General features: G+C 56.3%; 21 protein-coding genes and 1 riboswitch. Of the genes, 18 read left to right on the plus strand and 3 right to left on the minus strand.

Annotated features, from left to right (window positions below; all coding sequences use genetic code 11):
* Positions 1 to 27: 27 nt before the first annotated feature.
* Positions 28 to 1,164, plus strand: coding sequence for an MFS transporter (locus tag ACT3RW_RS15385; protein ID WP_444614365.1), 1,137 nt, complete (start codon positions 28 to 30; stop codon positions 1,162 to 1,164).
* Positions 1,165 to 1,454: 290 nt separating this feature from the next.
* Here ACT3RW_RS15385 and ACT3RW_RS15390 read toward each other — a convergent pair whose 3' ends face one another.
* Complete coding sequence (locus ACT3RW_RS15390; protein ID WP_444614366.1) at positions 1,455 to 2,237, minus strand: FadR/GntR family transcriptional regulator; 783 nt, start codon at positions 2,235 to 2,237, stop codon at positions 1,455 to 1,457.
* 84 nt (positions 2,238 to 2,321) lie between these two features.
* On the opposite strand from ACT3RW_RS15390, the gene ACT3RW_RS15395 reads away from it, so the two are divergent.
* From ACT3RW_RS15395 to ACT3RW_RS15405, 3 genes are read left to right on the plus strand one after another with little or no spacing between them, the layout of a single operon-like run.
* Complete coding sequence (locus ACT3RW_RS15395) at positions 2,322 to 2,600, plus strand: hypothetical protein (protein ID WP_444614367.1); 279 nt, start codon at positions 2,322 to 2,324, stop codon at positions 2,598 to 2,600.
* Complete coding sequence (locus tag ACT3RW_RS15400; RefSeq protein WP_444614368.1) at positions 2,533 to 3,207, plus strand: carbon-nitrogen hydrolase family protein; 675 nt, start codon at positions 2,533 to 2,535, stop codon at positions 3,205 to 3,207. The genes ACT3RW_RS15395 and ACT3RW_RS15400 overlap by 68 nt, the downstream gene beginning before the upstream one ends.
* Before the next feature lie 18 nt (positions 3,208 to 3,225).
* Complete coding sequence (locus ACT3RW_RS15405) at positions 3,226 to 4,563, plus strand: APC family permease (protein WP_444614369.1); 1,338 nt, start codon at positions 3,226 to 3,228, stop codon at positions 4,561 to 4,563.
* Positions 4,564 to 4,643: 80 nt separating this feature from the next.
* Here the strand turns inward: ACT3RW_RS15405 and ACT3RW_RS15410 are convergent, their stop codons facing one another.
* Positions 4,644 to 5,228 (minus strand): hypothetical protein, encoded by a 585-nt coding sequence (locus ACT3RW_RS15410; RefSeq protein ID WP_444614370.1) that lies wholly within the window; start codon positions 5,226 to 5,228, stop codon positions 4,644 to 4,646.
* Positions 5,229 to 5,285: 57 nt separating this feature from the next.
* Positions 5,286 to 5,402, minus strand: a riboswitch (SAM riboswitch).
* A 103-nt stretch (positions 5,403 to 5,505) separates the two neighbouring features.
* Here ACT3RW_RS15410 and ACT3RW_RS15415 point away from each other — a divergent pair.
* The 5 genes from ACT3RW_RS15415 (at position 5,506) to ACT3RW_RS15435 (ending at position 11,877) form a co-directional block, all read left to right on the plus strand.
* On the plus strand, positions 5,506 to 6,789 hold the full coding sequence (locus tag ACT3RW_RS15415) for an MFS transporter (RefSeq protein WP_444614371.1): 1,284 nt from the start codon (positions 5,506 to 5,508) through the stop codon (positions 6,787 to 6,789).
* A gap of 216 nt (positions 6,790 to 7,005) precedes the next feature.
* Positions 7,006 to 8,547, plus strand: coding sequence for an ABC transporter substrate-binding protein (locus ACT3RW_RS15420; protein WP_444614372.1), 1,542 nt, complete (start codon positions 7,006 to 7,008; stop codon positions 8,545 to 8,547).
* A 1-nt stretch (position 8,548) separates the two neighbouring features.
* Entirely contained in the window at positions 8,549 to 9,502 is a 954-nt protein-coding gene (locus ACT3RW_RS15425) for an ABC transporter permease (protein ID WP_444614373.1), read from the plus strand.
* Positions 9,495 to 10,346, plus strand: a complete 852-nt coding sequence (locus ACT3RW_RS15430; protein ID WP_443445192.1) for an ABC transporter permease — start codon at positions 9,495 to 9,497, stop codon at positions 10,344 to 10,346. Before ACT3RW_RS15425 ends, ACT3RW_RS15430 begins: the two co-directional genes overlap by 8 nt.
* Entirely contained in the window at positions 10,339 to 11,877 is a 1,539-nt protein-coding gene (locus tag ACT3RW_RS15435) for an ABC transporter ATP-binding protein (RefSeq protein ID WP_013350443.1), read from the plus strand. Before ACT3RW_RS15430 ends, ACT3RW_RS15435 begins: the two co-directional genes overlap by 8 nt.
* A 303-nt stretch (positions 11,878 to 12,180) precedes the next feature.
* Here the strand turns inward: ACT3RW_RS15435 and ACT3RW_RS15440 are convergent, their stop codons facing one another.
* Positions 12,181 to 12,366 (minus strand): hypothetical protein, encoded by a 186-nt coding sequence (locus tag ACT3RW_RS15440; protein ID WP_013350444.1) that lies wholly within the window; start codon positions 12,364 to 12,366, stop codon positions 12,181 to 12,183.
* Between the two features lie 64 nt (positions 12,367 to 12,430).
* On the opposite strand from ACT3RW_RS15440, the gene ACT3RW_RS15445 reads away from it, so the two are divergent.
* The 9 genes from ACT3RW_RS15445 to ACT3RW_RS15485 all read left to right on the plus strand — a co-directional run bounded on the left by ACT3RW_RS15445 (position 12,431) and on the right by ACT3RW_RS15485 (position 22,188).
* Positions 12,431 to 13,192, plus strand: coding sequence for an IclR family transcriptional regulator (locus ACT3RW_RS15445; RefSeq protein ID WP_013350445.1), 762 nt, complete (start codon positions 12,431 to 12,433; stop codon positions 13,190 to 13,192).
* A 609-nt stretch (positions 13,193 to 13,801) separates the two neighbouring features.
* Entirely contained in the window at positions 13,802 to 14,860 is a 1,059-nt protein-coding gene (locus ACT3RW_RS15450) for a dihydroorotate dehydrogenase (protein WP_444614374.1), read from the plus strand.
* On the plus strand, positions 14,857 to 16,131 hold the full coding sequence (locus ACT3RW_RS15455; protein WP_444614375.1) for an MFS transporter: 1,275 nt from the start codon (positions 14,857 to 14,859) through the stop codon (positions 16,129 to 16,131). The genes ACT3RW_RS15450 and ACT3RW_RS15455 overlap by 4 nt, the downstream gene beginning before the upstream one ends.
* A 58-nt stretch (positions 16,132 to 16,189) precedes the next feature.
* The gene (locus ACT3RW_RS15460; protein WP_443445189.1) at positions 16,190 to 16,717 is read left to right on the plus strand and encodes a hypothetical protein; all 528 of its coding nucleotides are present in this window, start codon (positions 16,190 to 16,192) and stop codon (positions 16,715 to 16,717) included.
* Positions 16,710 to 17,213 (plus strand): hypothetical protein, encoded by a 504-nt coding sequence (locus tag ACT3RW_RS15465; RefSeq protein WP_013350449.1) that lies wholly within the window; start codon positions 16,710 to 16,712, stop codon positions 17,211 to 17,213. Before ACT3RW_RS15460 ends, ACT3RW_RS15465 begins: the two co-directional genes overlap by 8 nt.
* Positions 17,194 to 18,495, plus strand: a complete 1,302-nt coding sequence (locus ACT3RW_RS15470; RefSeq protein WP_041649131.1) for a Zn-dependent hydrolase — start codon at positions 17,194 to 17,196, stop codon at positions 18,493 to 18,495. The genes ACT3RW_RS15465 and ACT3RW_RS15470 overlap by 20 nt, the downstream gene beginning before the upstream one ends.
* Before the next feature lie 9 nt (positions 18,496 to 18,504).
* Positions 18,505 to 19,404, plus strand: a complete 900-nt coding sequence (locus ACT3RW_RS15475; RefSeq protein WP_013350451.1) for an iron-sulfur cluster-binding protein — start codon at positions 18,505 to 18,507, stop codon at positions 19,402 to 19,404.
* On the plus strand, positions 19,401 to 20,726 hold the full coding sequence (locus tag ACT3RW_RS15480; protein ID WP_013350452.1) for a dihydroorotase: 1,326 nt from the start codon (positions 19,401 to 19,403) through the stop codon (positions 20,724 to 20,726). The genes ACT3RW_RS15475 and ACT3RW_RS15480 overlap by 4 nt, the downstream gene beginning before the upstream one ends.
* Complete coding sequence (locus ACT3RW_RS15485) at positions 20,713 to 22,188, plus strand: aspartate ammonia-lyase (RefSeq protein ID WP_231849407.1); 1,476 nt, start codon at positions 20,713 to 20,715, stop codon at positions 22,186 to 22,188. The genes ACT3RW_RS15480 and ACT3RW_RS15485 overlap by 14 nt, the downstream gene beginning before the upstream one ends.
* Positions 22,189 to 22,302 lie beyond the last annotated feature (114 nt).

Here is a 22,302-nt window from a genome sequence, read left to right on the forward strand (position 1 = left end):
TTCTAGAGTGCCGCAAGCGTATTGGCTTTGGCCTTGTGGTCTTCAGCTGCGTCCAGCACCCTCTACCCGTTATACGCAGAAAAATGGGACCTTGCACCAGTTGTAACCACCAGTATTTTTGCGACCTACCAACTTTCCCTAGTTGTTGTACTCCCTATCTTTGGCAATCTCTCTGATGTCTACGGTCGACGCGTTGTCATGCTTGGTGGCTTCGGGCTAATCGTCGTGTCCTCTATCGTTTTTGCTCTTGCGCCCAGCGTCGGATGGTTATTCGTCGGTCGGATACTACAAGGTGCCGGCGCCGGCCTGGCCATGGGAACAGCCACGGTATCGCTGACCGAAAACAATCAAAACAGCACCCCCCCCCGACTGGCGAGCATTGTCGCCACTGCGGCCACCGCAACAGGATTGTCACTAGCCTTATTTGTCGGCGGCTTCTTGGCACACTTTGCGCCACTCCCATTGGTTTGGAGCTACATAGCACTTTTGATTTTGGCCATCATCAGCGGTTGCGCGCTCATCTTGACGCCCAACGATCGACCCGCAGCTAAAATTGCGTGGCGCCCCCAACGTCCAAAAGTTCAGCGCGATATCCGCGTAGGATTCTGCATCGCTCTGGTGTCCGTGACGTTGGCGTTGGGGATGGGCGCAATCTTCCCATCGCTCGGCGCCCAAATGATCACGGCGTTTACCCACACACGGAACAGCGCAGTCATCGGCGCCCTACTCGCCAGCTCCTCGTTGACCACTGGACTCTCGGCTTTGCTGTTGACCAAGGTGCGCGCACGCACACAAATCTGGGCCGTCATGTGCGTGACCATCCCGAGCCTGGTGGTCATGGTGGCTGCAGGAAACTTTGGTTCACCCACACTATTTCTAGTTTGGTGTGTGGCCGACGGAGTCGCCTATTCACTCTTGTTTAACGGTGGAATCGGACTCATCAACAGCATTGCACCAGCTACGCATCGCGGATCAACGCTGTCCTTGTTATACGTCATCACCTACGTTTTTCAGGCCCTCATCGCAATTGGTATCGGCGCTTTGGCCACCTCCGGAACCCTCAACCAAGCCGTTCTTGTCGCGGCCTGCCTGCTCATCGGATTTTGCGTGGTGCTCTGCACGCTTCTGATGATTCAAAAGCCAAGAGTTGCAACGCAGCACTAAATCACCGAGCACTTGTGTCGGTCTGATCCAGTGGCGCAATAACGATTATTTTCGACGACAGATACAACCTACGGTTCGTCGCCTTGCAGCTCGACATGAGACAGAGTTGATCAGCTGTGCATTAGCAGGCAATTCGCTACATCAGCGTGAATCATCCACACCATGCCGGTGCTCATTGATAACAAAAAGCGCCAAGATCAGCATGTCACCGGAACTACAATCCGAAGATTCGGTGATGCCAAAGACCACTGATGAAAATCAGTTCCGTCAGCCGCTAATTGCTGGGTTTTCTACTCGGATAGCGAAGGGTTCGCAACGTGCAGACCGAAGAACATTTCCCTCCGAAGGGCGTCAACATGTTCTCGAGTCACCGACATCGCGGCCAACGAATCCCTGTTGCGAAAAGCCTCAACGAGCTGCTGGTGGTGCCCTCGCCCTTCTACAAGTTTCTCTTGCGGATAGGGGACAAAGTACTTGAGTAGGGACTCATAGTTAGAGAGGTAAGCGGGTACTTCAGCAAGGCCACTGATCTCGGCTACCAGTCGGTGAAACTTGGTATCCGGGATGTGATGCTCATGCCAGTTCGCGGCATTGGCCGATTGCCTAATCAGAGCTTCGAGTTCTTGGCACTGAGCTTCTGTAGCATTCTGCGCAGCTTGCGCGGCGATGGCGCTTTCCATCAGGCTTCGCTGATCAATGAGTATCCGCACCGCCGGCACGTCTTCAAGATAAGCCTGGACCGCTACGTCATTAATCTTCGGTGGCTTCTGGGCAACAAAGGTTCCTCCGGCTCTGCCCCTGCGTCGCTCCAGCACGCCGTCTTCGACTAGGCTCTCCAAACCACGCCGCGCAGTGATGTCACTGACTTCAAGACCTGCCGCAATCAAATCAGTGCTCGGAAGTTTTCCACCCGGAATGAGCAACCCATGCTCCACTGACAGCAAGATCCGTGCCCGTACTGTTTCCACGGCTGACAAACGCGTTACTGCTGCGGCCCCCGGCACTGCATGAAACAGGCGGTCAATTTCGCGCTCTTCGACGTGGGTCAGTCTCGAAATATTTTTCGCCGTCATGTATTGAGTCTATCGACTACGTCACATACATTTGTATATCTGATCATATTGATCATTTATAAGTTTGTATGAAGGTAGACCCACATGTCCCAGATAATCACCGCAGGATTGGCGCAGCGCGTCCCGCTGCCAGTTGAGAATTCGCTTCAGCCTTTTGCTGATGATGTTGCCAAGACTTTACAGAAGCATGACGATCTTCAGATGCTGATCTACCCTGAGATGCATCTGCACGGTACCGAGCATCTACCTGAACAAGAGCGAAGCACCGCATTGGAGGACGCAGCAGTCTCCTTGGATGATCCCTTTTGTGTCAGCGCTCGGTGCCATTGCCGCCAAACACCAAATCTGGCTGTGCCCAGGTAGCATCGGCGAGCGCGATACAGACGGTGGTTTCCGCAACACCCAGCTACTCTTCTCCCCGGACGGCGCATTGGTTGCCAGGTATCGCAAAATGTTCCCTTGGCGGCCGTTTGAGCCGCACCGGCCAGGAACCGAATTTGTGGTCGCAAACGTGCCAGAAGTCGGCGCTTTCGGACTGTCTATTTGCTACGACTCTTGGTTCCCAGAACACTCACGCCATCTTGCCTGGATGGGTGCCAACACCATCATGAACGTTGTGAAAACCACTAGTGACGACCGTGAACAGGAACTGATCCTGGCACGAGCCAACGCCATCGTGAACCAGGTGTACATGCTCAGCGTGAACTGCGCCCACCCTGTAGGACGCGGCCGAAGCATCGCGGTAGATCCCGAAGGCATGGTCCTGGGTGAAGCTGGCCTTGGCGAAGATACCCTCGTGGTCCGGGTTGACCCGGACACCGTACAGCGAGTGCGTGATCACGGAACCGCAGGGACTAACCGCGTGTGGTCTCAATTCGGTCCGGACGATGCACCGATTAGTCTTCCGCTCTATGACGGCGCATTGGAACCATCTCGCTGGGCGCCACAACAACCCCAATCCCGCTCTTAGAAAACGACGGAGTTTTCCATGTCTTCGACCCCCACACTTACTCGCACCCTGAAATTGTCTTCCTTGGTGATCTTTGGGTTGGCCTACCTGACACCCCTGATTGTCTTAGGCATCTTTGGTGTCATTGCGTCTGAAACCGGTGGCGCCAGCGCCAGCGCCTACCTGATTGCTCTACTGGCAATGCTCTTTACCGCAAATAGCTACGGCCGGATGGCTGCAGCGTACCCGGTGGCCGGTTCTGCCTACACTTACGTACGCAAGACCATCGACGGACGGATCGGTTTCCTCGTCGGTTGGGCCACTATGCTTGACTACCTCTTCCTTCCCATGGTGATTTGGCTGATCGGTGGCTCGTACTTGCAAGCCCAATTCCCTGCCGCGCCGATGCCGGTGTGGATCCTTGGCTTCATTGTGCTGACAACCATTTTGAATATCATCGGCATCAAGGTGGCAGACCGGGTGAATCTGGTACTCATGTCCTTCCAGATCTTGGTCATCGTTTTCTTCGTAGTTCTCTCCGTGGCCAGTGTCTCCAGCGAGCACGGCGCAGGCGCTCTAGTGAGCTCTTCTCCGTTTACCGGGATCGGCGCGAGCACAACAGGTATCGCCGCTGGTGCAGCCATCGCCGCATACTCGTTCCTTGGATTTGATGCGGTGACCACTCTGACCGAAGAGACCGTGGAACCCCGGCGCACCGTCCCCAAGGCCATCATGCTCGTTGCCCTCATAGGTGGAGGCATTTTTGTCATCGTGGCCTACACAGTACAGCTGGTGCATCCAGGCGGTGTCTTTGAGAATTCTAATGCTGCGGGTTTCGAAATAGCACAGCACATTGGTGGCAATTTATTTGGTGCTATTTTCTTGGCCGCACTAGTTATCGCCCAGTTCACCTCAGGTATCGCCGCTCAGGCTGCTGGCAGTCGACTGCTCTACGCCATGGGTCGAGACGGAGTACTGCCACGCAGCTTCTTTGGGAAGCTGAACCAGCGTTGGAGCACCCCGGTCTTCTCTATCTTGGCCATCGCAGTTGTGGGCTTGATCGCCATGTTCATGGATGTGGCCACCTCAACCTCATTCATTAACTTCGGTGCTTTCATCTCGTTCATCATGGTCAACGTGTCGGTCATTGTTTATTGGGATCGCCAACGTCGCGCAGGCAACAAGCTTAATGCAATGCTCTACGTGCTGTGCCCAGCTATTGGTGTTCTAGTCATCGCGTTCCTACTCACGCAGCTTGATATTCATGCCGTAATTATCGGCAGCATCTGGCTGGCCATCGGAACCATTATTTTGGCAACCACCACCAAGGGCTTCAAGAATCAGCCATCGCAGATGGCCTTGGAAGGCGCAAGCTAAAAAATAGAAGATTCGATAGCCAGTTCAAGGGACAGACCGCTGGCGGCCTGTCCCTTGAACTCCATCAACTGGATTGGATTCTAGAACCCGGCGTCAATGATTCGCCGGATAGCGGTCACTGGACTCAAACGGGTCCGCAGGTTTGGGAAATCTTTCCAGTGCTCGGGAACCAAGCTTCGACCATACATCCCGCCGTCGTCACGGCACAGGTGCAGCTCATCCAATCGGACTTCCAGATTCAGCTTCGCCAGATCCGAAGTATGCCGGCTGCGACTTATCTCAACTGCCCGCTTCAAGGACGCGTGGATCAAAAGGTACAAGTCCGAACCGATGCCGACCGATTCCCAACGCTGAATATATTCGTCATAGCCCTCAGCTTTGTAGCACTGGCCATTGGTCAAGCGCCGGTGCCGGGAATTGTTACTCATAAAATCGCTCCAAGAATTGCGCGTTCTCGTCTGCACCCGGGCAACGTAAGGAGCTTCCAACAGCGCCGAATACCAGCGGAGCTTGCGTTGCCTTTCTTCACTCAAGTCTGCTTCGTCGGACAGAAACGGCAATCCATATTGATCAACCCTGCTGTTGCTGGTTTCCTCGCCAAATATCTCCTTCGTCCATTCACGGAAGTCGAATTCATGCTTGTCATCAATTGGCTGATTAGCCATGGAAATTCTCCTAGCGTGAGAGCGGTGCCGCCCCGTACCGAATACTGGACGGGGCAAACCGCTAACTGAACCGATGACATTTGCCTCGGAACGGTTCTTCCCCTGGGGCACCCCGTGAGCCGGAGAGGGGTTGCCGTACGACTAGCCAGGTACTTTACGTCGTAACTCTTGAACCTGTTTTCAACCATAGGACAATGCACCGACAGTTTGAACACAAGTGATTGACCATCCTTTAGCTAAGATCAGACTGGTCATCATCACCGCGTCCCAGAGGCCCATGAAAACTCGCTCGCAACGCTTAGAAATTACCGCGCTCCTGGGAACCCAGACGCTGTTTAATATCGGCTTCTACGCTGTAGTCCCCTTCCTTGCGGTAGTCCTCAGCAATGATTTCCTGTTGGCATCTACCGCGGTGGGTCTGATCTTAGGAATCAGAACTTTTGCCCAGCAAGGACTGTTCTTAGCTGGTGGCACTCTGGCGGATCGCTTCGGCGCCCGCACCATGATTCTGATCGGCTGCGCGGTACGTGCCGCAGGTTTCCTCACTTTGGCCGCATCCCTATGGTCTAGTACTCCACACTTGGGAATGTTCATTTTTGGCGCACTGCTCACCGGATTTGGTGGGGCACTATTCTCCCCGGGACTAAACATCTTGGTGGCGGCTGCCCAAAGCGCGCGGGATCAAGGACAAGTCCAGCACGTTCGGCGGGCTACGCTCTTTGCGTGGCTGAGCATCACGGGTGAAATTGGCGCCGTCACCGGACCTTTGGTGGGTTCGGCCCTGTGGGGCTGGGGATTTTCCACCGTGGCAGGTTTTGGCGCAGTATTCTTTGTGGCCATCGGAATCTTCTTGGCGCTCACTCTTGGCAAGACTGACACGGCGAGCGCACTGTCGGCTGCTACCGGTGCAGGAACTAAAGCATCGAAGCCTCACAGTAGCTTCCGAGAATGTCTGCGCGACCGCCAGTTCTTGGCCTTCTGTTCGCTGCATGCCGCGGACCTATTGGCCTACAACCAGCTGTATCTAGCTATTCCTTTGGAACTTGAACGCCAAGACATGCCTACCCAGTGGTTGGGGCTGATCTTTGCGTGGATCTCCATTTTGACCCTGAGCCTGCAGATTCCCTTATCGTGGCTTGCTGCAAGAATCGGCCCAGCTGCAACGTTGCGCATGGGCTATATTCTCAGCGCCTTGGGGTTTAGTGTTTTGGCCTTCATCCCTTCATCAGCCTTTGGTGAGGAAACCAGCTTGGTGCGAATTCTTTGCGCAGTCACCCTGATGACCCTGGGTCATATGAGTGTTCATCCCACCGCGCTCAGTCTTGTTCCAAAATTTGCCGGGCTCAACGCTACCGGCTCCTACTTCGGATTACTCTCCACCTGCGGCGGCCTAGCAGTACTTCTAGGCAACATGCTCTTTGGCTGGTTACTCTCACACACCGCAGGCGCAGCCGAGTTGTCCTTTATCCCTTGGCTAGTCATGATCATTCCGCTGTTGCTGGCTTCGTGGCTTGGTTCTCGGTTGGTTCGTGACCGCATGCTACGCACACGCAGTGCGTGAACTGCGACACATAACGCAAAATGTCCTCAGAACTTCCACGGTTGACACCAACTTTCTACTACTCAGCTAGCGTTCTATCGCAGTCCAGAATCCCGAAGTTCTAAAGGGGTCTTCATGGCCTTTTATTGCTTCATGAGAAATCAAGGAATTAGGGTACGCTTACCAAGGCTCTAAGACATTGGATGCCAATTCATCACGTATTGCCGAAGGATTTCCATGAACCTTGGACGATTGAGCGTAGCTGCAAGTTTTGCAGCGGTAGCCCTCGCACTAACTGCCTGCAGTTCCACCGCCACCCCCGCTCCGGATGCAGCAGCGGATGCCGAAGCCCGCGTAGTTGTAGCGAACTTCCGTGCCCCAATTTCCAACTGGGCTTTGGAAAGCGATGACGCTTATGTGCTCTCAATCGCCGGTTGCTTGGAAACCCTGACCAAGTATGACCAGACCGAGAAGAAGGTAGAGCCAATGCTCGCCACTTCTTGGAAGCAGACCTCGGATACCGCATGGGAATTCGACCTGCGCAAGAACGTAAAGTTCCAGGACGGCACCGACTTCAACGCCAAGGCTGTTGCTAATTCACTGAACCATGTTCTTGATGCCACCGCACCAGCACGTGCAGTGAACCCTAAGACCATCAAGAAGGTAGAAGCCCTCGACGCTGATACCGTACGCGTCACCACCCCGGCAGCTGATCCGCTCTTGCCGTATCGCATTGCCAGCGTGAATGCCGGCGTGCTCTCGGGTGCTGCGTACACCGACAAGGGCATTGATCCGATGAATCACTGCACCGGGCCTTTCGCTCCGGTTTCAGAGAAGGCCGGACAGTCCTTGACCTTGGACCGCAACAAGAATTACTGGGATGGTGAGGTGAAACTGGCCGGCGGCGAAATCCGCTACATCACCGACGGCGCCACCCGCTCCACCCAGGTACAGACCGGTGAAGCGGACATCTCCATGTCCATCCCGGCCACCAGCTTGGCTACCTTGGAAGCAGACGAGAAGATCAGCGTGCTCAAGGCCGACTCTCCTCGCACCTCGACCCTGTACCTGAACAACTCGCGTGCCCCTTTCGACAACGTGGACCTGCGCAGGGCCGCCACCATGGCCTTGGATCTGCCAGCCATAGCCGCCAGCATCTATGAAGGCGCCGCCCAACCTGCCACCGGTCCCTTTGCACCAAGCGAGCCTTGGGCCAACCCGGATCTGACCGTACCCCAGGTGAATCTCGAGGAAGCCAAAAAGCTGGTGGAAGCCTCGGGCTACAAGCAAGACAAGCCGCTGGACATCATTGCGATCACCGAGCGTGCCGAATTCGCTGGCGTGGGCGCCATCATCCAGGAGCAGTTCAAGCAGATCGGCTTGAAGGCCAATGTCGTCACCAAGTCCTACGGCGCAGTGGAGCCAGATGTGCTGGCCGGCAAGTACGACATGATCCTCAGCCAGCGCAACCGGATGATCGATATCGCTGACCCCATCGGCTTCCTGCAGGCCGACTACACCTGCGAGGGTGGATACAACCTGAGCCACTACTGCAACAAGGACTACGACAAGCTGGTGGGCCAGGCCCAAGTTGAGAAGGACCAGGCCAAGCGCAATGATCTCTACCGCCAGGCCGGAGACATCCTCGCCAAGGATGCCGTGAACGTCTGGCTGGTTAATGAGCAGGCCATCGACGGTGTGGGCTCCAAGGTCCAGGGCTATGTCCAGGACCCGCTGACCCGCTATGTGATGACCAAGGACCTGGCGAAAACCAAATAGCGTGTCACCACTAGCCACCGTGCTGCGCCGGGTCGTTGGCCTCGGCGCAGCAGTTCTGCTTTCCTCCTTCGCGGTCTTCCTTGTCCCCTTCGTCTCCCCCGGGGACCCCGTGCGGTCCTTGCTGCGCGCAAGAATGGATTTTGGCGAAGCTGATGAGGCGACGGTTCAGGCCTATGCTGAGCAGTTTGGCCTCAACGACCCGATGCTGGTGCAGTTCGGGCGATGGCTGGGTCGGTTCTTCACCGGAGATATGGGCATCTCGCATATCAGCGGCACCCCCGTAGCAGACCAGGTATTGCCGGCCATCGGCGTCACCCTGTCATTGGCAGGCACCGCCTTGCTGGCAGCCATCCTTGTATCGATTCTTTTGGGAGTTATTTCAGCCACCCGCGCCGGGCAATGGCCCGACAAGCTGATCACCTCGATCACCCATGCGCTCATCGCCATTCCCGAATACGCGTTGGCGCCATTGCTGGTTCTGCTCTTTGCCGTGCGCTGGGCGTTGCTTCCCTCGGCCGGCTACGATTCCCCCGCTTCTCTGGTGCTCCCGGTCTTCATTTTGGCTTTGCGCCCCATCAGCTTTTTCACCGTTGCGGTGCGCTCCGGCGTGCGCCAGGCATTGGACTCCGAGCACGTGCTGGCGGCCCGTGCCCGCGGGCTGAGCAGCATCCAAGCATTGGTTCGCCATGTGGTTCCCCACGGATTGCTGCCGTTGTGGACCATGGTGGGTGTCTGGTTTGCCGGGTTGCTGGGCGGGTCGGTCATCGTGGAAGTCATCTTTGCCATTCCCGGCATGGGACGGCTGATCTTCGACTCCATCGTTGATGCTGATATCCCGGTAGCCCAGGGAGGCGTGGTGGTGGTAGTGACCTGTGCCGTGGTGGTGACCGGAATCGTTGACCTGGTGCACAAGATCAGTGATCCCAATGTGAGGATTGGTGTACGACATGGCTAGGAATCATTCCAAGGAAATCCTGCTTGCCCCTCCCGCATGCATTTTGCTGGCGGTGGTCATCCTGACCATCGCCGCCCCGTGGATTTCCCCCTATGACCCTGATGCCCAGAGCTTGGCGGACCGGTTGCAGGGGCCCAACCTGTCCCACCTGCTGGGCACAGATGCCCTGGGCCGCGACACCTTGAGCCGGGTGCTGCACGGTGGCCGGTTCTCGCTGTCGGTAGCGCTGATCACCACGCTGTTCTCGCTGCTGGTTGGCACCGCACTGGGCCTGCTCAGCGCGCTGCGCGGCGGGTGGCTGGATGAGCTCTTCCTGCGCGTGAACGACTTGCTGCTTGCGCTGCCCGAAATCGTGATAGCGCTGCTGATCATCGCGGTCATGGGTCCCGGATTCTTCACCATGGTGCTTTCCGTGGGCGTTGTGGCGTGGACCCCCACCGCACGGTTGGTGCGTTCCATGGCGGCCCAGGCATTGAGCACCCACCATGTCGAAGCCTCCAAGCATGTGGGCGCTTCGCGCTGGTTCATCCTGCGCCACCACGTCCTGCCCTTCGTGGCTGGACCGGTGCTGGCACAGGCCGCATTGCGCTTCGGGCTGCTGCTCGTATTGCTCGGCTCATTGTCCTACTTGGGCATCGGTGTCCAGCCGCCGCAGTCGGACTGGGGCTCGATGCTGGCCGAGGCCCAGCCTCATGCAATCCGTTCCCCTTGGGGCTTGATTGCGCCGGGCGCCGCCATCTTCCTGATCAGTTTCTGCGTCACCCTGCTGGGCAATCGAATCACCCAGGTGCTGGGCGGGCAGGACGTGCTTGCTACCGAGGCCAAGGCGGAAGCCCATGACTAAAGAACTTGAATTCATTGATCTTTCGGTCAGCTCCGGCGATCAGCGATTGCTCTCCGAAGCGCGCGGTGCCCTGCGAGCCGGCGAATTGGTGGCGGTTGTCGGGCGTTCCGGTTCCGGCAAGACGCTGCTCACCAAGGCCATTATCGGCCTGCTGCCCCAGCAGCTGCGTGCTGAGGGGCAGATCCTGCTTGATGGCCAGCGCCTTGACCAGCAGGGCGAGAAGGCCATGGACCAGATCCGCGGACGGCGCATCAGCATGTTGTTCCAGCAGCCCAAGCGCGTGATGAACCCGCGGCTGACCATCCGCGCGCATCTGCTCGAAGCCCTTGGAGCCCACGGCTGGGGCAAAGCCCGCCAGCACGAGGAGCAGGTGCTGTCCCTGCTCGAAGAAGTAGGCCTGGCCCCCGCCAAGCAGATTGCCGGCAAGCGCCCGGACCAGCTCTCCGGCGGCATGGCCCAACGCGCCATGCTGGCCATCGCCCTGGCCGCTGACCCGGAGTTCATCCTGGCAGATGAACCGACTTCATCGCTGGATTCAATCCTCAAGTCCGAGGTGCTGCAATTGCTGCGCCGCAAGCAGCAGGAACGTGGCGTGGGCGTCCTGTTCATCACCCACGACATTGCCAGCATCCAGCACATTGCCGACCGCATCGTGGTAGTCAGCGACGGGCAGATTGTGGACCAGTGCCCCACCGCGCAGATCTTTTCCAAGGACCGCCACGCCAAGACACGCGAGCTGGTCGAGGCCAGCTTGCCTCCCCTGCGCACGCCACGAGCGAAGGATTCGCAATGCTTGCTGGAAGCGGTAGACGCGGGCAAGAACTACACGCGCCGCGCAAAGGGCCCTGCAGCATTGAAGCCCACGAGCTTGCGCCTGCACGGTGGCCAGGTCCTGGGAGTGGTAGGCCGTTCCGGCTCGGGCAAGAGCACCTTCGCCAGGCTGCTGGCCGGGTTGGAACAGCCAACGACCGGACGGATCATTCAAACGCACCATAATGGCGAAGCAACGCGGGTGCAGGTCATTGCCCAGGAACCGTACTCTTCCTTCGATCCCCGGCTTTCCATCCGCACTTCGATGAGCGCGGCAGTGCACCGGCTGCCGGCAATCCAGGCCGGGGAGCGCATGGCGCAAGCCATGGCCCAGGTGGGGCTGCCCGGGGAATTACTGGATCGCAGGCCGGGCCAGTGCTCAGGCGGCCAGCTCCAGCGGCTGGCTATCGCACGAGCGCTGCTGACCGACCCTCAGATTTTGATCTGCGATGAATCCACCTCGGCACTGGATTCGGTAGCCCAGCGCCACATCCTTGATCTGCTACTTAAGTTGCGCGACTCCATGGGGTTGAGCCTCGTGGTCATTTCCCACGACATGGACGTGATCCGCTATGCCAGCGATGACGTGGCCGTGTTCTACGAGGGCGAGCTGGTGGAGCATCGTCCGCTCTACGAGTTCCTGGGCAATGCGGAACACCAGCACAGCAAGGATCTCGTGGCTGCGCTGGATATCACTGCGGCGGTTCCTTCCGCCAGCTGATTTCCGCCGTCTGACAAAGGACGGATCTCCTTTGCCCTGACTTGGACCGCATATGGATTAATGGACTCTGACCGGCAGCTCACAAAAGAATCTTTCCAAAACCGACCGGAATTCCATTGCCTGACCTACCTGTTGCATAGTTCCTGCCGGGTTATGCGGCTCTATCCCAGATTTTCCAGCAACACCAAAGAACCTGTTTCAGAGGGGAGACGGAAGCCCGGCTGGTAGGAAGCCGAAACACACAAGGCCAGCAACAGCGGAAGTTGCTGGGCCAGCGACTATTCAGGTCCGAAAGCCGGAGGGTTAGCCGGAAATCCCGATCATGATGACAATAATTCTTGCCATGTCGATGAATGCGGGAACCGAGTTCATCCAGACCAGCTGGACGGTTTTGATCCCGAACTTCTTCTTCCGCGCGATAACGTCCTGGGCGAGGCCTGCATGTGCAGGTAACGCATTAAGAACCACTCTGGGATCGTGGAATTTCATAATAGTTGCCCCATACCCGCTACAGTGGAAACCACCTTTCCGGTGGACGGTAACGGAGGAAGACATGCAGGTAGTGGTCCGATCACTCGAAGTACTGAGGATCTTGGCACGATCCCCGAAGGGAATGACTCTTGGGGAAATCAGCGATCGGCTCGACCTGCCCGTCGCCAGTGCGCACAGAACAGCGGCAGTGCTCGAACGCGAGCGATTCATTACGCGTTCCGCCACCAATAGGCGTTATTTTCTGGGTCCGGCTGTCTTAGAGCTTGTCCAGTCAGATTACTCTCGCGAATCTCCACTCGTGACCGCGCATAAGGCGGTCGCAGAAGCAAGCAGGCTCAGCGGCGAAACTGTCTTCCTTTCAGAGTTCTCCGGCGACAAAGTCGTGTGTCTTGCGCTGTCCGAATCCAGATATCCTTTGCGTCTCTATGTACGAGTAGGGCAGACGATGCCATTACATGCTGCCGCAGCCGCGCGCACGCTGCTAGCGTGGCAGCAGCCAGAAACCGTGCAGAAATTGCTGTCAAATTCCGAGCTGACTCCATTTACGCCCGACACCCCTAGCACGATTAATGCGGTAATGGATCATTTGGCGGCCATCAGAGCCACGGGCTATGACATTTGCGAGTCGGAACTGGACGAGAACGTTTGGGCAGTTTCCGCGCCAGTTAGATCCTCCACTGGCCAAGTTGTCGCTTCAATAACCCTGGCTTCGCCGACGCAGCGAATGGCACGAGCCGATATTCGAGATGAGGCTGTACGGCTCACTTTGGCCGCTGCGCATGAAATGGCATCCGATCTGGGCTATGAAGAACCAGAGACCTAGGCATTAGAGAACAGCCCCTATCACGCTGCAGGATTTCCGTATATCGCTCGAATCGCTTGCCGCACACGCAGTTCATCCTGCCCATTTTGGAAACGCGGATCAGGTATTCCGTCGTGACTGGTTAATGGAATCTGCGTTGGGCCAACCGCCAACACCGCAGGTCTTCCCTCTCCTGAGCGCACGGTTATTGCGAACAGAAACGATTTGGGCTCTCAGGGTCATCTGCGTTGCTCCACGCGATCACTTCCGGGAATCCATTCCTGCCTCGAACCCGATGCATCCACCCCTAGAAACGGGAGCTCCTCCGCTTCTCATGCTCTCGGTAAATCATTCGTGCACTATGACCTCAGCACCTTTATATGAAATGGCATCGTTCACTAGCAGCCCTCGCCCGCAAGCATGCAGGCTTCTTTGCGTCATAATTCGGTCATATTTGATGATCCAAAGACCATATTTGTCAAAGTTTTTTTAATCATCATTTTCCACTTCGCATGCCAAAAATCCGTTTGTGTTTTCACCTAGCGGATGAAATGGAAACTTCATCACCCGTTGCGTGGAATTCAGTGAAATGCCGTTCATTCAGCGTCGAAATCAACGAAGATCGGGATCTTGACAGGTACTTGTGATGCACCTCATGCTTGTCATAAGTTCACGTCACGGATTAAGGGATTTTGCCAAATGGAAAATGAGGTTTTACTCGACAGTCCGTCGAGCTGCGAAAAGAAGCACGCGACTGATGCTGGGGCGGATTTATCAATCGCCCTGGGCGAGCTTTCTCTGGCTAATCCGATCATGCCGGCATCGGGTTGCTTCGGACCTGAGCTTGCTCCGTTCCTCGCTTTCGACCAGCTTGGAGCGGTGGTGACCAAAACAGTCTTTTCAGTGCATCGAGCCGGGAATCCAGCCCATCGATTGACTGAAACGGAATTTGGAATGCTCAACAGTGTGGGTATTCCAAGTCTGGGCAGCGAGGGGTTTAGAAATGGGCTTCTCAAGGAATACCAGGCTAGCGGAACTCGCGTTGTAGTCAGCATTGGTGGCCTCTTCACCCAAGAGTATTTCACGGTTGCCGAGAAGCTGGGCCAGGAAGACGTCGACGCTTTCGAGGTGAATGTTTCATGTCCAAATTTGGAACATGATGGCTTGCCGATCGGAACCTCTCCCGACCGAGTTTTCGAAGTGATTCAGGGAATCCGCAAACATACTGATCATCCCTTATTCGTCAAGCTCACCCCCACGGTCCACTCGATAGGAGAAATAGCAAAAGCTGCGGAAGATGCTGGTGCAACTGCGGTAACTGTAGCTAACAGCTTTTCGGGTCTAGCTATCGACGCCCCGCGGCGGAAAAGCGTATTGGGCAGTGGAGCCGGCGGATACACCGGCCCGGCCGTCAAGCCCTTGGCACTGAAGTTAGTGCGGGATGCTGCGCAGGCAGTCACCATTCCTGTCATCGGATGCGGCGGAATCACCACATCGCGGGACGTTGCTGAATTCATGATCGCAGGTGCGACTGCAATTCAGGTAGGGACAGCAACATTTACGCGGCCCACGGCAATGGGTGAAATTCTTGCTGGATTAGATGCTCTTTGCCACCAATTGAAGGTTTCCAAGCTCTCGGATCTAATCGGAACCCTTGACACCCCTATTCCCTCCCGGAGGCTAGCATGACAAATAATCACCTGACTTCTGATCTCAAAGCGAGGCGAGGCAAGTCGTCCAACAGAACGGACGAGGAACGCTACGGACGCAAGGCCGTCTTCGCTTCCGCCATCGGCTACGGACTAGATGGTTTCGATCTCTTGATCCTCAGCTTTGCCTTGTCGGGAATTATCGCAACTTTCGGGCTTACGGACATTGAAGCAGGGTCTCTTCACACTATTACCTTGCTGGGCGCGGTTCTGGGAGGCATTGTCTTTGGCGTTTTGGCCGACAGGTTTGGCCGCGTAAAGATATTGACCTACTCGGTAGTGCTCTTTGCGCTCTTTACGGGTTTGTCAGCCGTTGCCACTGGATTCGCGGATCTTGCGGCATACCGATTCATTGCAGGCATAGGTATCGGCGGTGAATTCGGCATTGGCATGACGCTAGCGGCAGAAGCCGTGCCAGCGAAGATGCGTGCTCGCGCTACTTCCTGGGTGGCGATCGGTTTCCAATTCGGTGTACTCGCCGCCGCCATACTTTCGGCACCTGTCATCAGCGTATTTGGCTGGCGCGGACTTTTCGTTATCGGAGCCGTCCCCGCGATCGTCGCAATCGTCCTGCGAAAGCGCTTGCACGAACCCCCGAAATTCCTCGAAAAAGTCCACAATGATGGTCAGAACTCGCAAACTAAGGCCAAGTCCAACCCATTGCGTCTGCTAGTAGGCAGCAAGAAAGCTGTACGGATCACGCTAGCCATGATCATCCTGACGTCTGTTCAGAATTTTGGATATTTCGGAATCATGAGTTGGCTTCCTCGATACCTTAATACGCAGTTCAACCTCAATTTGATGAGTTCTTCCATTTGGACGGCAGTAACCGTTGTTGGCATGATGTCCGGAATCCTCGTCTTCGGCCAACTAGCTGATCGAATTGGCCGACGCAAGACTTTCTGGATATTCCAAATTGGCGCGGCAGTTTCCGTTCTAGCCTACAGCCAGATGACCGACGCAACCTTGCTGCTCATAGGCGGCTTCGTCATGGGTGCCTTTGCCAATGGCATGCTCGGCGGCTATGGCGCTCTCATGGCCGAGTTGTATCCAACTGAGGCTCGGGCCACCGCACAGAATGTTCTATTCAACATCGGCCGCGGTATCGGTGGTTTTGCCCCAATCGTGATCGCACTCATCGCATCCCAGTACGGTTTCGCTTTCGCTCTGGGGCTTCTGCCAGCAATCTATCTTCTTGCTTTCCTCACCATGTTCCTCGTCCCCGAACGCAGCGGAGCAGAACTCAACTAAGCCCGACAGGCCGCAAGTGCATGCGGCATTCTTCGCGCCCTCAGGCAAAGGAAAACCAATGACCACGCTCTCAACAACTACTCCGCCAGAAATTGTCCAAGACAGCTCCGAGCAGCGGCTGGATCTATTGGCCGATTTGAAAGCCCTGCGACCAACCGAAGGAGACCTGCCGGACGCTCGCTTGGCCCTTCATCGTCCAGCAATATTACGACGTCTCGCGGAATCCCTTGCTGCCCGTATTCCTGCAGGCGTTGACCGTCTCGTAGCCCAGTCAGGGACAGATGCCATTCTCGCCACTGCGGTATCGCTGCACAGCGGCATCGCCTTCGCACTGGTAGATCTCGCTAACCCCGAGATCTTAGGAGAAATGCACCGATCTGAACGAACTCTACTTATCGGATTCGAACTGGACGCAAATACGCCTGGCCTCTTAGCCATCCTCCAGGCATCCGGAACAGCGCCGGAAATGAGCTTGCACGTTCTCGAGACCCGGTACTCGCAGACAGCATCTCCGGACTTGACTACCCACACGCTGTTCGACTTCACTGAACTCTCACACCCTATCCAGGAGAGACACCATGACTGACAACACCGCAAGCATTCTCGAATTCGCACACACCCTCGCCCAACCAGCTGAGGCCAGCAAGATGACCTCTGTCCAAGCACCCACCGTCGCTGAACTTCTGGGAAAGGAACTGGCATCGGCCTTGGGTTCCTCCCCTATCTCCACAGTGGTGGTCTGGGACCAGATCGAGTCTGCAGTTCTTGGCCACGTCGTGGCCCGGGAACTGGATGCTGAATTAATTTACGCCTTCTCAGTTGAGGGTTCACTCGGCCTGTCCGCAGAGCTCCGCTCCGATTCACGAGTGGCCCTGATCAGCTACGACTGGTCCGAGCTCCATGGCCTAAGCGCTTTGGCCAGTTTCGTAGAGTCAAAGGGAGCAACAGTCCTCAGCGTCGGCTCGGTCATTTCTGAACCCAATCTAGAAATCGCAGCCGGAATCAAAACGCATGCCCTAACCGGCAGCCAACTTGAAATACCAGACTCATTAAAGGAACAACATGTCGTCGACAACGGCTGAAACAACTGGAGCCCTTTCGGAGTTCGCCGCTGAGCGGGTCCAATCGCACATTGAGGCATTTGCTTCCGTGTGCGAACCCGCCAGCGGTCCCGGGATCACCCGGCTGGGCTACAGCGCCCTAGAACGCAAGGCCCACGAAATCTTCCAGTCCTATATGGCGGGCCTAGGCTTAGAGGTAAGCACTGACGCTGCAGGGAATTCAATAGCGGAATTACCGGGCCAGGATCCTTCGCTACCCGCCATAGGTACTGGCTCCCACCTTGACAGCGTCCCGAATGGTGGCGCCTTCGACGGCATCGCCGGCGTCGTAGCCGCGATGGAAGTTGCCAGAACGTTGAGCACGGCAAGTCAACCGCCGCGCCACCCCATCCGATTCGTGGCTTTCGCCGCAGAAGAGGGAGCCAGATTCGGCCAAGCCTGCACCGGAAGCCGTATCATATCCGGACTGACCAAGGCCAGGGATCTGCCGGCATTATTGGATCAGGACGGAATTAGTGTCGCTCAGGCCATGGCGGCCCTCGGTATCGATCCTCTTGCAGTTGAGAAAGCCCAATGGAATCCAGACGACTGGGCCGGTTTCATAGAGCTGCATATCGAGCAAGGAAGCGTGCTCACCGACGCCGGCATGCCAATCGGAGTCGTTGACCTGATCTCCGGAAGCACGCGCATTAAAATCGAGATCAAGGGGCGTGCTTCGCACACAGGCGGAACCCCGATGCACCTTCGTGCAGATGCTCTAGCGGCAGCCTCCGAAATCGTGCTGGCGGCAGAGTCCCTTGCAAACGACCCAGGTCACCACGGGACACGCATCACGGTCGGAAAGATGGACGTATTCCCGGGTTCGATAACCACTATCCCGGGAGAATGCCAGCTTCACATTGACGTGAGGGATACGGACCCCGCGCGCCAACGCGTGTCCACATCAGAATTGATTTCACGTGCATACGATATCGCGAGTTCCCGGAAAACCGAGATCAATGTTGAAATACTCGCAGATGCTTCTCCAGTGATTCTGCCCATTGCGATCCGCAACGCAATTACGACTTCAGCAGCATCACAAGGTATTGAGTATCGGGTAATGCCCTCAGGGGCCAGCCACGACACCCAGATGATCAACCATGTTTGCCCTAGCGGAATGATCTTTGTCCCCAGCCAGAACCATGGTGTAAGCCATTCACCGGACGAGCTGACAACCTATTCTGATCTTGCCGTAGGCATCGATCTCCTCACAGTGAGCTTGCGAGAGCTCGATAGTTCCCTCAACACCCAAAATTCCCACTAGGAGCTTGCCATGTCCACAACTTCTAACGTGCCCGTGCTCAGCCCGGACAATGCTCCCTGCGCCGACGGCTGGGAACTGGCCAAATTGCCACGCAAACCACGCCCACGAGCCACCGCCGGTCATTATCAGGTCATAGACCATCGTCCGCTCGGGGACCGCTACATGGCCCTCACGCTGCATGCCCCCGCTATAGCCGAGTCTGCTCAACCAGGCCAATTTCTGATGTTGACCGCTGCCCGCAAGGGTGAAGCCACGCCTGCTTTGCCACGACCCATGGCAATTTACTCTACCGACGATGACAGCGGAAATATCGAAGTTTTCTATGGCGTTGTCGGATCTGGCACAGAACGGCTTAAATCCTTCCGAGTGAGCGAGGAAATGTTCGTTGTCGGCCCCTTGGGCCGGGCATTTGAAATCGAAGAGAATGTACAGCGCGTTTTGCTTATCGGACGGGGAATCGGCACCTGCTCATTGACCACCGTCGCGCAGCATAACGCCAAGCGGAATCTCCAGATCACAGCAGTGACCAGTGCAAGAGACTCTACGGCATTGATTGGCGCGGATTTCTACCGGGACAATGGCGCAAAGGTATATGAAGTTACCGATGTCGAAGGCACAAGCACACCAGAAGCGCTATTTGCCACGCTTACCTCTGATCTTGATTCCAATCCCCCACAGGTCATCATGACTTGTGGTTCAGAAAGACTCACGAAGTTGTGTGAAGCCCTGGCTTCCCGTTGGGATGCGAAAATCCAAGTCTCTGTGGAGGCCCATATGGCCTGCGGCTTGGGCTACTGCCACGGATGCGCTTCAGGGGCTCGCAGTGAAGGAGATGAAAGCCCTCTGATCTGCAACGATGGTCCCGTTTTCTCTTGGACCCCGGTTTCCCCAGAATTGCAGGTCCCATGAAAACGGCCGCTGCACACTGGAGCATCGGCTCATCCCTCGGCGACATGATTCTCACCGGCGTCCTTCCCTATGGTGGCCCGCCAGCTGATGTCCTGATTTCTGATGGAAAGTTCGTTTCTTTCGTTTCCCAGGATCAAGCTCGCAATCCAGAGGCCCAGGTAGTGGATTGCCAAGGACTGATCATGATGCCAGGATTCGTCGACCTCCACACCCATCTCAGAGAACCCGGCGGTGAAGCGGCTGAGACCATCTCGACCGGAACACGCTCGGCGACGGCAGGAGGCTACACCGACGTGTTCGCGATGGCCAATACCGATCCTGTCACGGATTCAGCTGAGCGCGTTCGGAACCTAGTCGCATTAGCCAACCTCCATGGTGCGTGCCGTGTACATCCGGTTGGCGCCCTGACGAAAAACTTGGAAGGAAATGAATCCGCTCCCTACGCAGAAATGGCCGCCGCCGGAGCACACATTTTTTCAGATGATGGCCGATGCCTTGACAACGCCAATCTCACTCGCCAGGGACTTCAAGCTGTTGCCGCATTTGGCGGAGTTCTTGCTCAGCATGCCCAAAGCGCCGATTTGGCAGGTCAAGGACAGATCAATGCCGGTCCAGCTGCCCAATCGACTGGGATTCCGGCGTGGCTGGGAGTTGCCGAAGAAACGATTATCGCCAGGGATGCCATCCTGGCCGCAGAAACCGGTGCCCATTTGCACGTTTGCCATATATCGACGCGTCGATCAGCAGACATAGTCCGCTGGGCAAAATCGCAAGGTTGGCCGGTTACCGCTGAGGTCACCCCGCATCATCTGTTGCTCTCCGATGAGCTGGCAGCTCTTGCAGATACCCGTTACAAGGTCAACCCGCCTTTGCGCTCAGTGGATGACGTGCTGGCCTTGCGCGCGGCGTTGCTGGACGGAACCATTGATGCTGTCGCCACTGATCATGCCCCGCACACTGCGGAAACAAAAGCCAGAAACTGGTGCGATGCTCCCTTCGGAATGACTGGACTCGAGACCGCACTGTCCGTTGTTGCCAAAGTGCTAGAGGATGCAGAACATCTGGATTGGAATCTCGTCGCAGCTGTCATGTCTGAGGCGCCGGCGCGGATAGGCGGTATCAGCGAATTCGCAGGGCGCCCGCTAGCCGTCGGAGAACCTGCCTCATTCTGCCTAATTGAAGATCAGCAGTGGACAGTAACTTCTGAAAACCGGTATTCGAAGTCCGATAATAATCCCTTCCGGGGAAATAGTTTCCGCTACAAAGTTGTAGCGACTGCCCTCGAAGGTCGCCTAGTCCACCTCGCGAATGAAAGCCGTTGACATCACCATGCCACTAATTAGCGCTTCCCATGCAGGTTCCAGAATCGAACACGATCTCATTGGAAACTACGCAATCCCCAGCTATGCGTACTACGGTGTGCACACGGCCCGTGCCGCCGAGAACTTCCAGCTCAGCGGATCGGTGCTCAGTTCGCAGCCCGTCTTCATTGCTGCTCTGGCCGCCGTTAAGCAGGCCGCCGCGATCGCAAATAAAGCCACCGGGCAGCTGAGTGCTGAGAAGGCAGATGCAATCATCTTGGCTTGTGACGAAATACGCTCAGGAAAGTTACACGACCAGTTCATCGTAGACATGATCCAAGGCGGTGCTGGGACTTCGACAAATATGAATGCCAACGAGGTTGTCGCCAACCGGGCTTTGGAACATCTTGGCTACAAAAGGGGCCAATACGAGTTCCTTCATCCGCTCCAAGACGTAAACATGGGTCAGAGTACGAATGATGTGTTCCCGACAGCGCTCAAGCTTGCGTTGGACAACCATATTCTCAGTCTCCTGGAGAGTTTGGCCCACTTGAGACGTGCATTGCAACGGAAAGCGGAAGAGTTCGCCAACGTCATCAAAATGGGCCGAACGCAGCTCCAAGATGCAGTACCGATGACACTTGGACAAGAATTCTTGGCCTATGCAGTAACTCTTGGTGAAGACGAGGCCCGGCTCCGCGAAGGACGCTTGCTGTTGCACGAGTTGAATCTCGGGGGCACTGCCATCGGTACCGAGCTGAACGCTCACCCAGAATACCGTGCACATGCAATCGACGCGCTTAGATCAGCTACCGGGATCGATAGCCTGGTATCGGCTGCCAATCTTGTCGAAGCAACTTCAGACGTTGGAGTCTTCGTTCAGCTGTCTGGGATCCTGAAGCGTGTCGCGGTCAAATTATCCAAAACGTGCAACGATCTCAGGCTTCTGTCCTCAGGGCCACGTTCCGGGTTCAATGAAATCAATCTGCCAGCAAGGCAGGCTGGTTCGAGCATAATGCCCGGTAAAGTGAACCCTGTTATCCCGGAAGCGGTTAACCAGGTGGCTTTCGAAGTAATCGGTAACGATGTCACCGTGACATTGGCAGCCGAAAGCGGACAGCTCCAGCTCAATGCCTTCGAACCAATAATCGCCAGGGCACTCTTTGCGAATTTGCAGCAACTCGGTGCCGCTAGTCGAATGCTGGCAGATAAATGCATCGATGGAATCACTGCTAACAAAGAGTTCCTCGAACAACGCGTTACTGAGTCGATCGGGCTGGTTACTGCTCTCAGCCCACGAATCGGTTACGAGAATGCAACACGTATCGCTCAAGAAGCCCTGATCACTGGGCAAGGAGTGACCGAGTTGGTACTATCATCAGGGCTGCTAACTCAGCAGGAACTTGCGATTGTGCTGTCGGAGATGCTTACCGGTGCGGGGAGGCAATTCCAAGAAGGCCAATCCGCAGAAGCCACATTGTAGTCCGCATGCAATTCAGCGACGTTGGCGAGATGAAGCGCATTTCGCCGACGTCGCGTCGAAAGGGTCTAGCTTGAGCAACCGATATAAGACGAACACCGTCTGTGTCTCCTGTCG

It is taken from the genome of Glutamicibacter sp. AOP5-A2-18, assembly GCF_052446055.1.
In the GTDB taxonomy this organism is placed as follows: domain Bacteria; phylum Actinomycetota; class Actinomycetes; order Actinomycetales; family Micrococcaceae; genus Glutamicibacter.

What these genes read in the sequence shown, in the direction of transcription:
- ACT3RW_RS15390 (WP_444614366.1), bottom strand. Translation starts at nt 2,237, where the DNA reads ATGACGGCGAAAAATATTTCGAGACTGACCCACGTCGAAGAGCGCGAA.
- ACT3RW_RS15395 (WP_444614367.1), top strand. Translation starts at nt 2,322, where the DNA reads ATGTCCCAGATAATCACCGCAGGATTGGCGCAGCGCGTCCCGCTGCCA.
- ACT3RW_RS15400 (WP_444614368.1), top strand. Translation starts at nt 2,533, where the DNA reads ATGATCCCTTTTGTGTCAGCGCTCGGTGCCATTGCCGCCAAACACCAA.
- ACT3RW_RS15405 (WP_444614369.1), top strand. Translation starts at nt 3,226, where the DNA reads ATGTCTTCGACCCCCACACTTACTCGCACCCTGAAATTGTCTTCCTTG.
- ACT3RW_RS15410 (WP_444614370.1), bottom strand. Translation starts at nt 5,228, where the DNA reads ATGGCTAATCAGCCAATTGATGACAAGCATGAATTCGACTTCCGTGAA.
- ACT3RW_RS15415 (WP_444614371.1), top strand. Translation starts at nt 5,506, where the DNA reads ATGAAAACTCGCTCGCAACGCTTAGAAATTACCGCGCTCCTGGGAACC.
- ACT3RW_RS15420 (WP_444614372.1), top strand. Translation starts at nt 7,006, where the DNA reads ATGAACCTTGGACGATTGAGCGTAGCTGCAAGTTTTGCAGCGGTAGCC.
- ACT3RW_RS15430 (WP_443445192.1), top strand. Translation starts at nt 9,495, where the DNA reads ATGGCTAGGAATCATTCCAAGGAAATCCTGCTTGCCCCTCCCGCATGC.
- ACT3RW_RS15435 (WP_013350443.1), top strand. Translation starts at nt 10,339, where the DNA reads ATGACTAAAGAACTTGAATTCATTGATCTTTCGGTCAGCTCCGGCGAT.
- ACT3RW_RS15440 (WP_013350444.1), bottom strand. Translation starts at nt 12,366, where the DNA reads ATGAAATTCCACGATCCCAGAGTGGTTCTTAATGCGTTACCTGCACAT.
- ACT3RW_RS15445 (WP_013350445.1), top strand. Translation starts at nt 12,431, where the DNA reads ATGCAGGTAGTGGTCCGATCACTCGAAGTACTGAGGATCTTGGCACGA.
- ACT3RW_RS15455 (WP_444614375.1), top strand. Translation starts at nt 14,857, where the DNA reads ATGACAAATAATCACCTGACTTCTGATCTCAAAGCGAGGCGAGGCAAG.
- ACT3RW_RS15460 (WP_443445189.1), top strand. Translation starts at nt 16,190, where the DNA reads ATGACCACGCTCTCAACAACTACTCCGCCAGAAATTGTCCAAGACAGC.
- ACT3RW_RS15465 (WP_013350449.1), top strand. Translation starts at nt 16,710, where the DNA reads ATGACTGACAACACCGCAAGCATTCTCGAATTCGCACACACCCTCGCC.
- ACT3RW_RS15470 (WP_041649131.1), top strand. Translation starts at nt 17,194, where the DNA reads ATGTCGTCGACAACGGCTGAAACAACTGGAGCCCTTTCGGAGTTCGCC.
- ACT3RW_RS15475 (WP_013350451.1), top strand. Translation starts at nt 18,505, where the DNA reads ATGTCCACAACTTCTAACGTGCCCGTGCTCAGCCCGGACAATGCTCCC.
- ACT3RW_RS15480 (WP_013350452.1), top strand. Translation starts at nt 19,401, where the DNA reads ATGAAAACGGCCGCTGCACACTGGAGCATCGGCTCATCCCTCGGCGAC.
- ACT3RW_RS15485 (WP_231849407.1), top strand. Translation starts at nt 20,713, where the DNA reads ATGAAAGCCGTTGACATCACCATGCCACTAATTAGCGCTTCCCATGCA.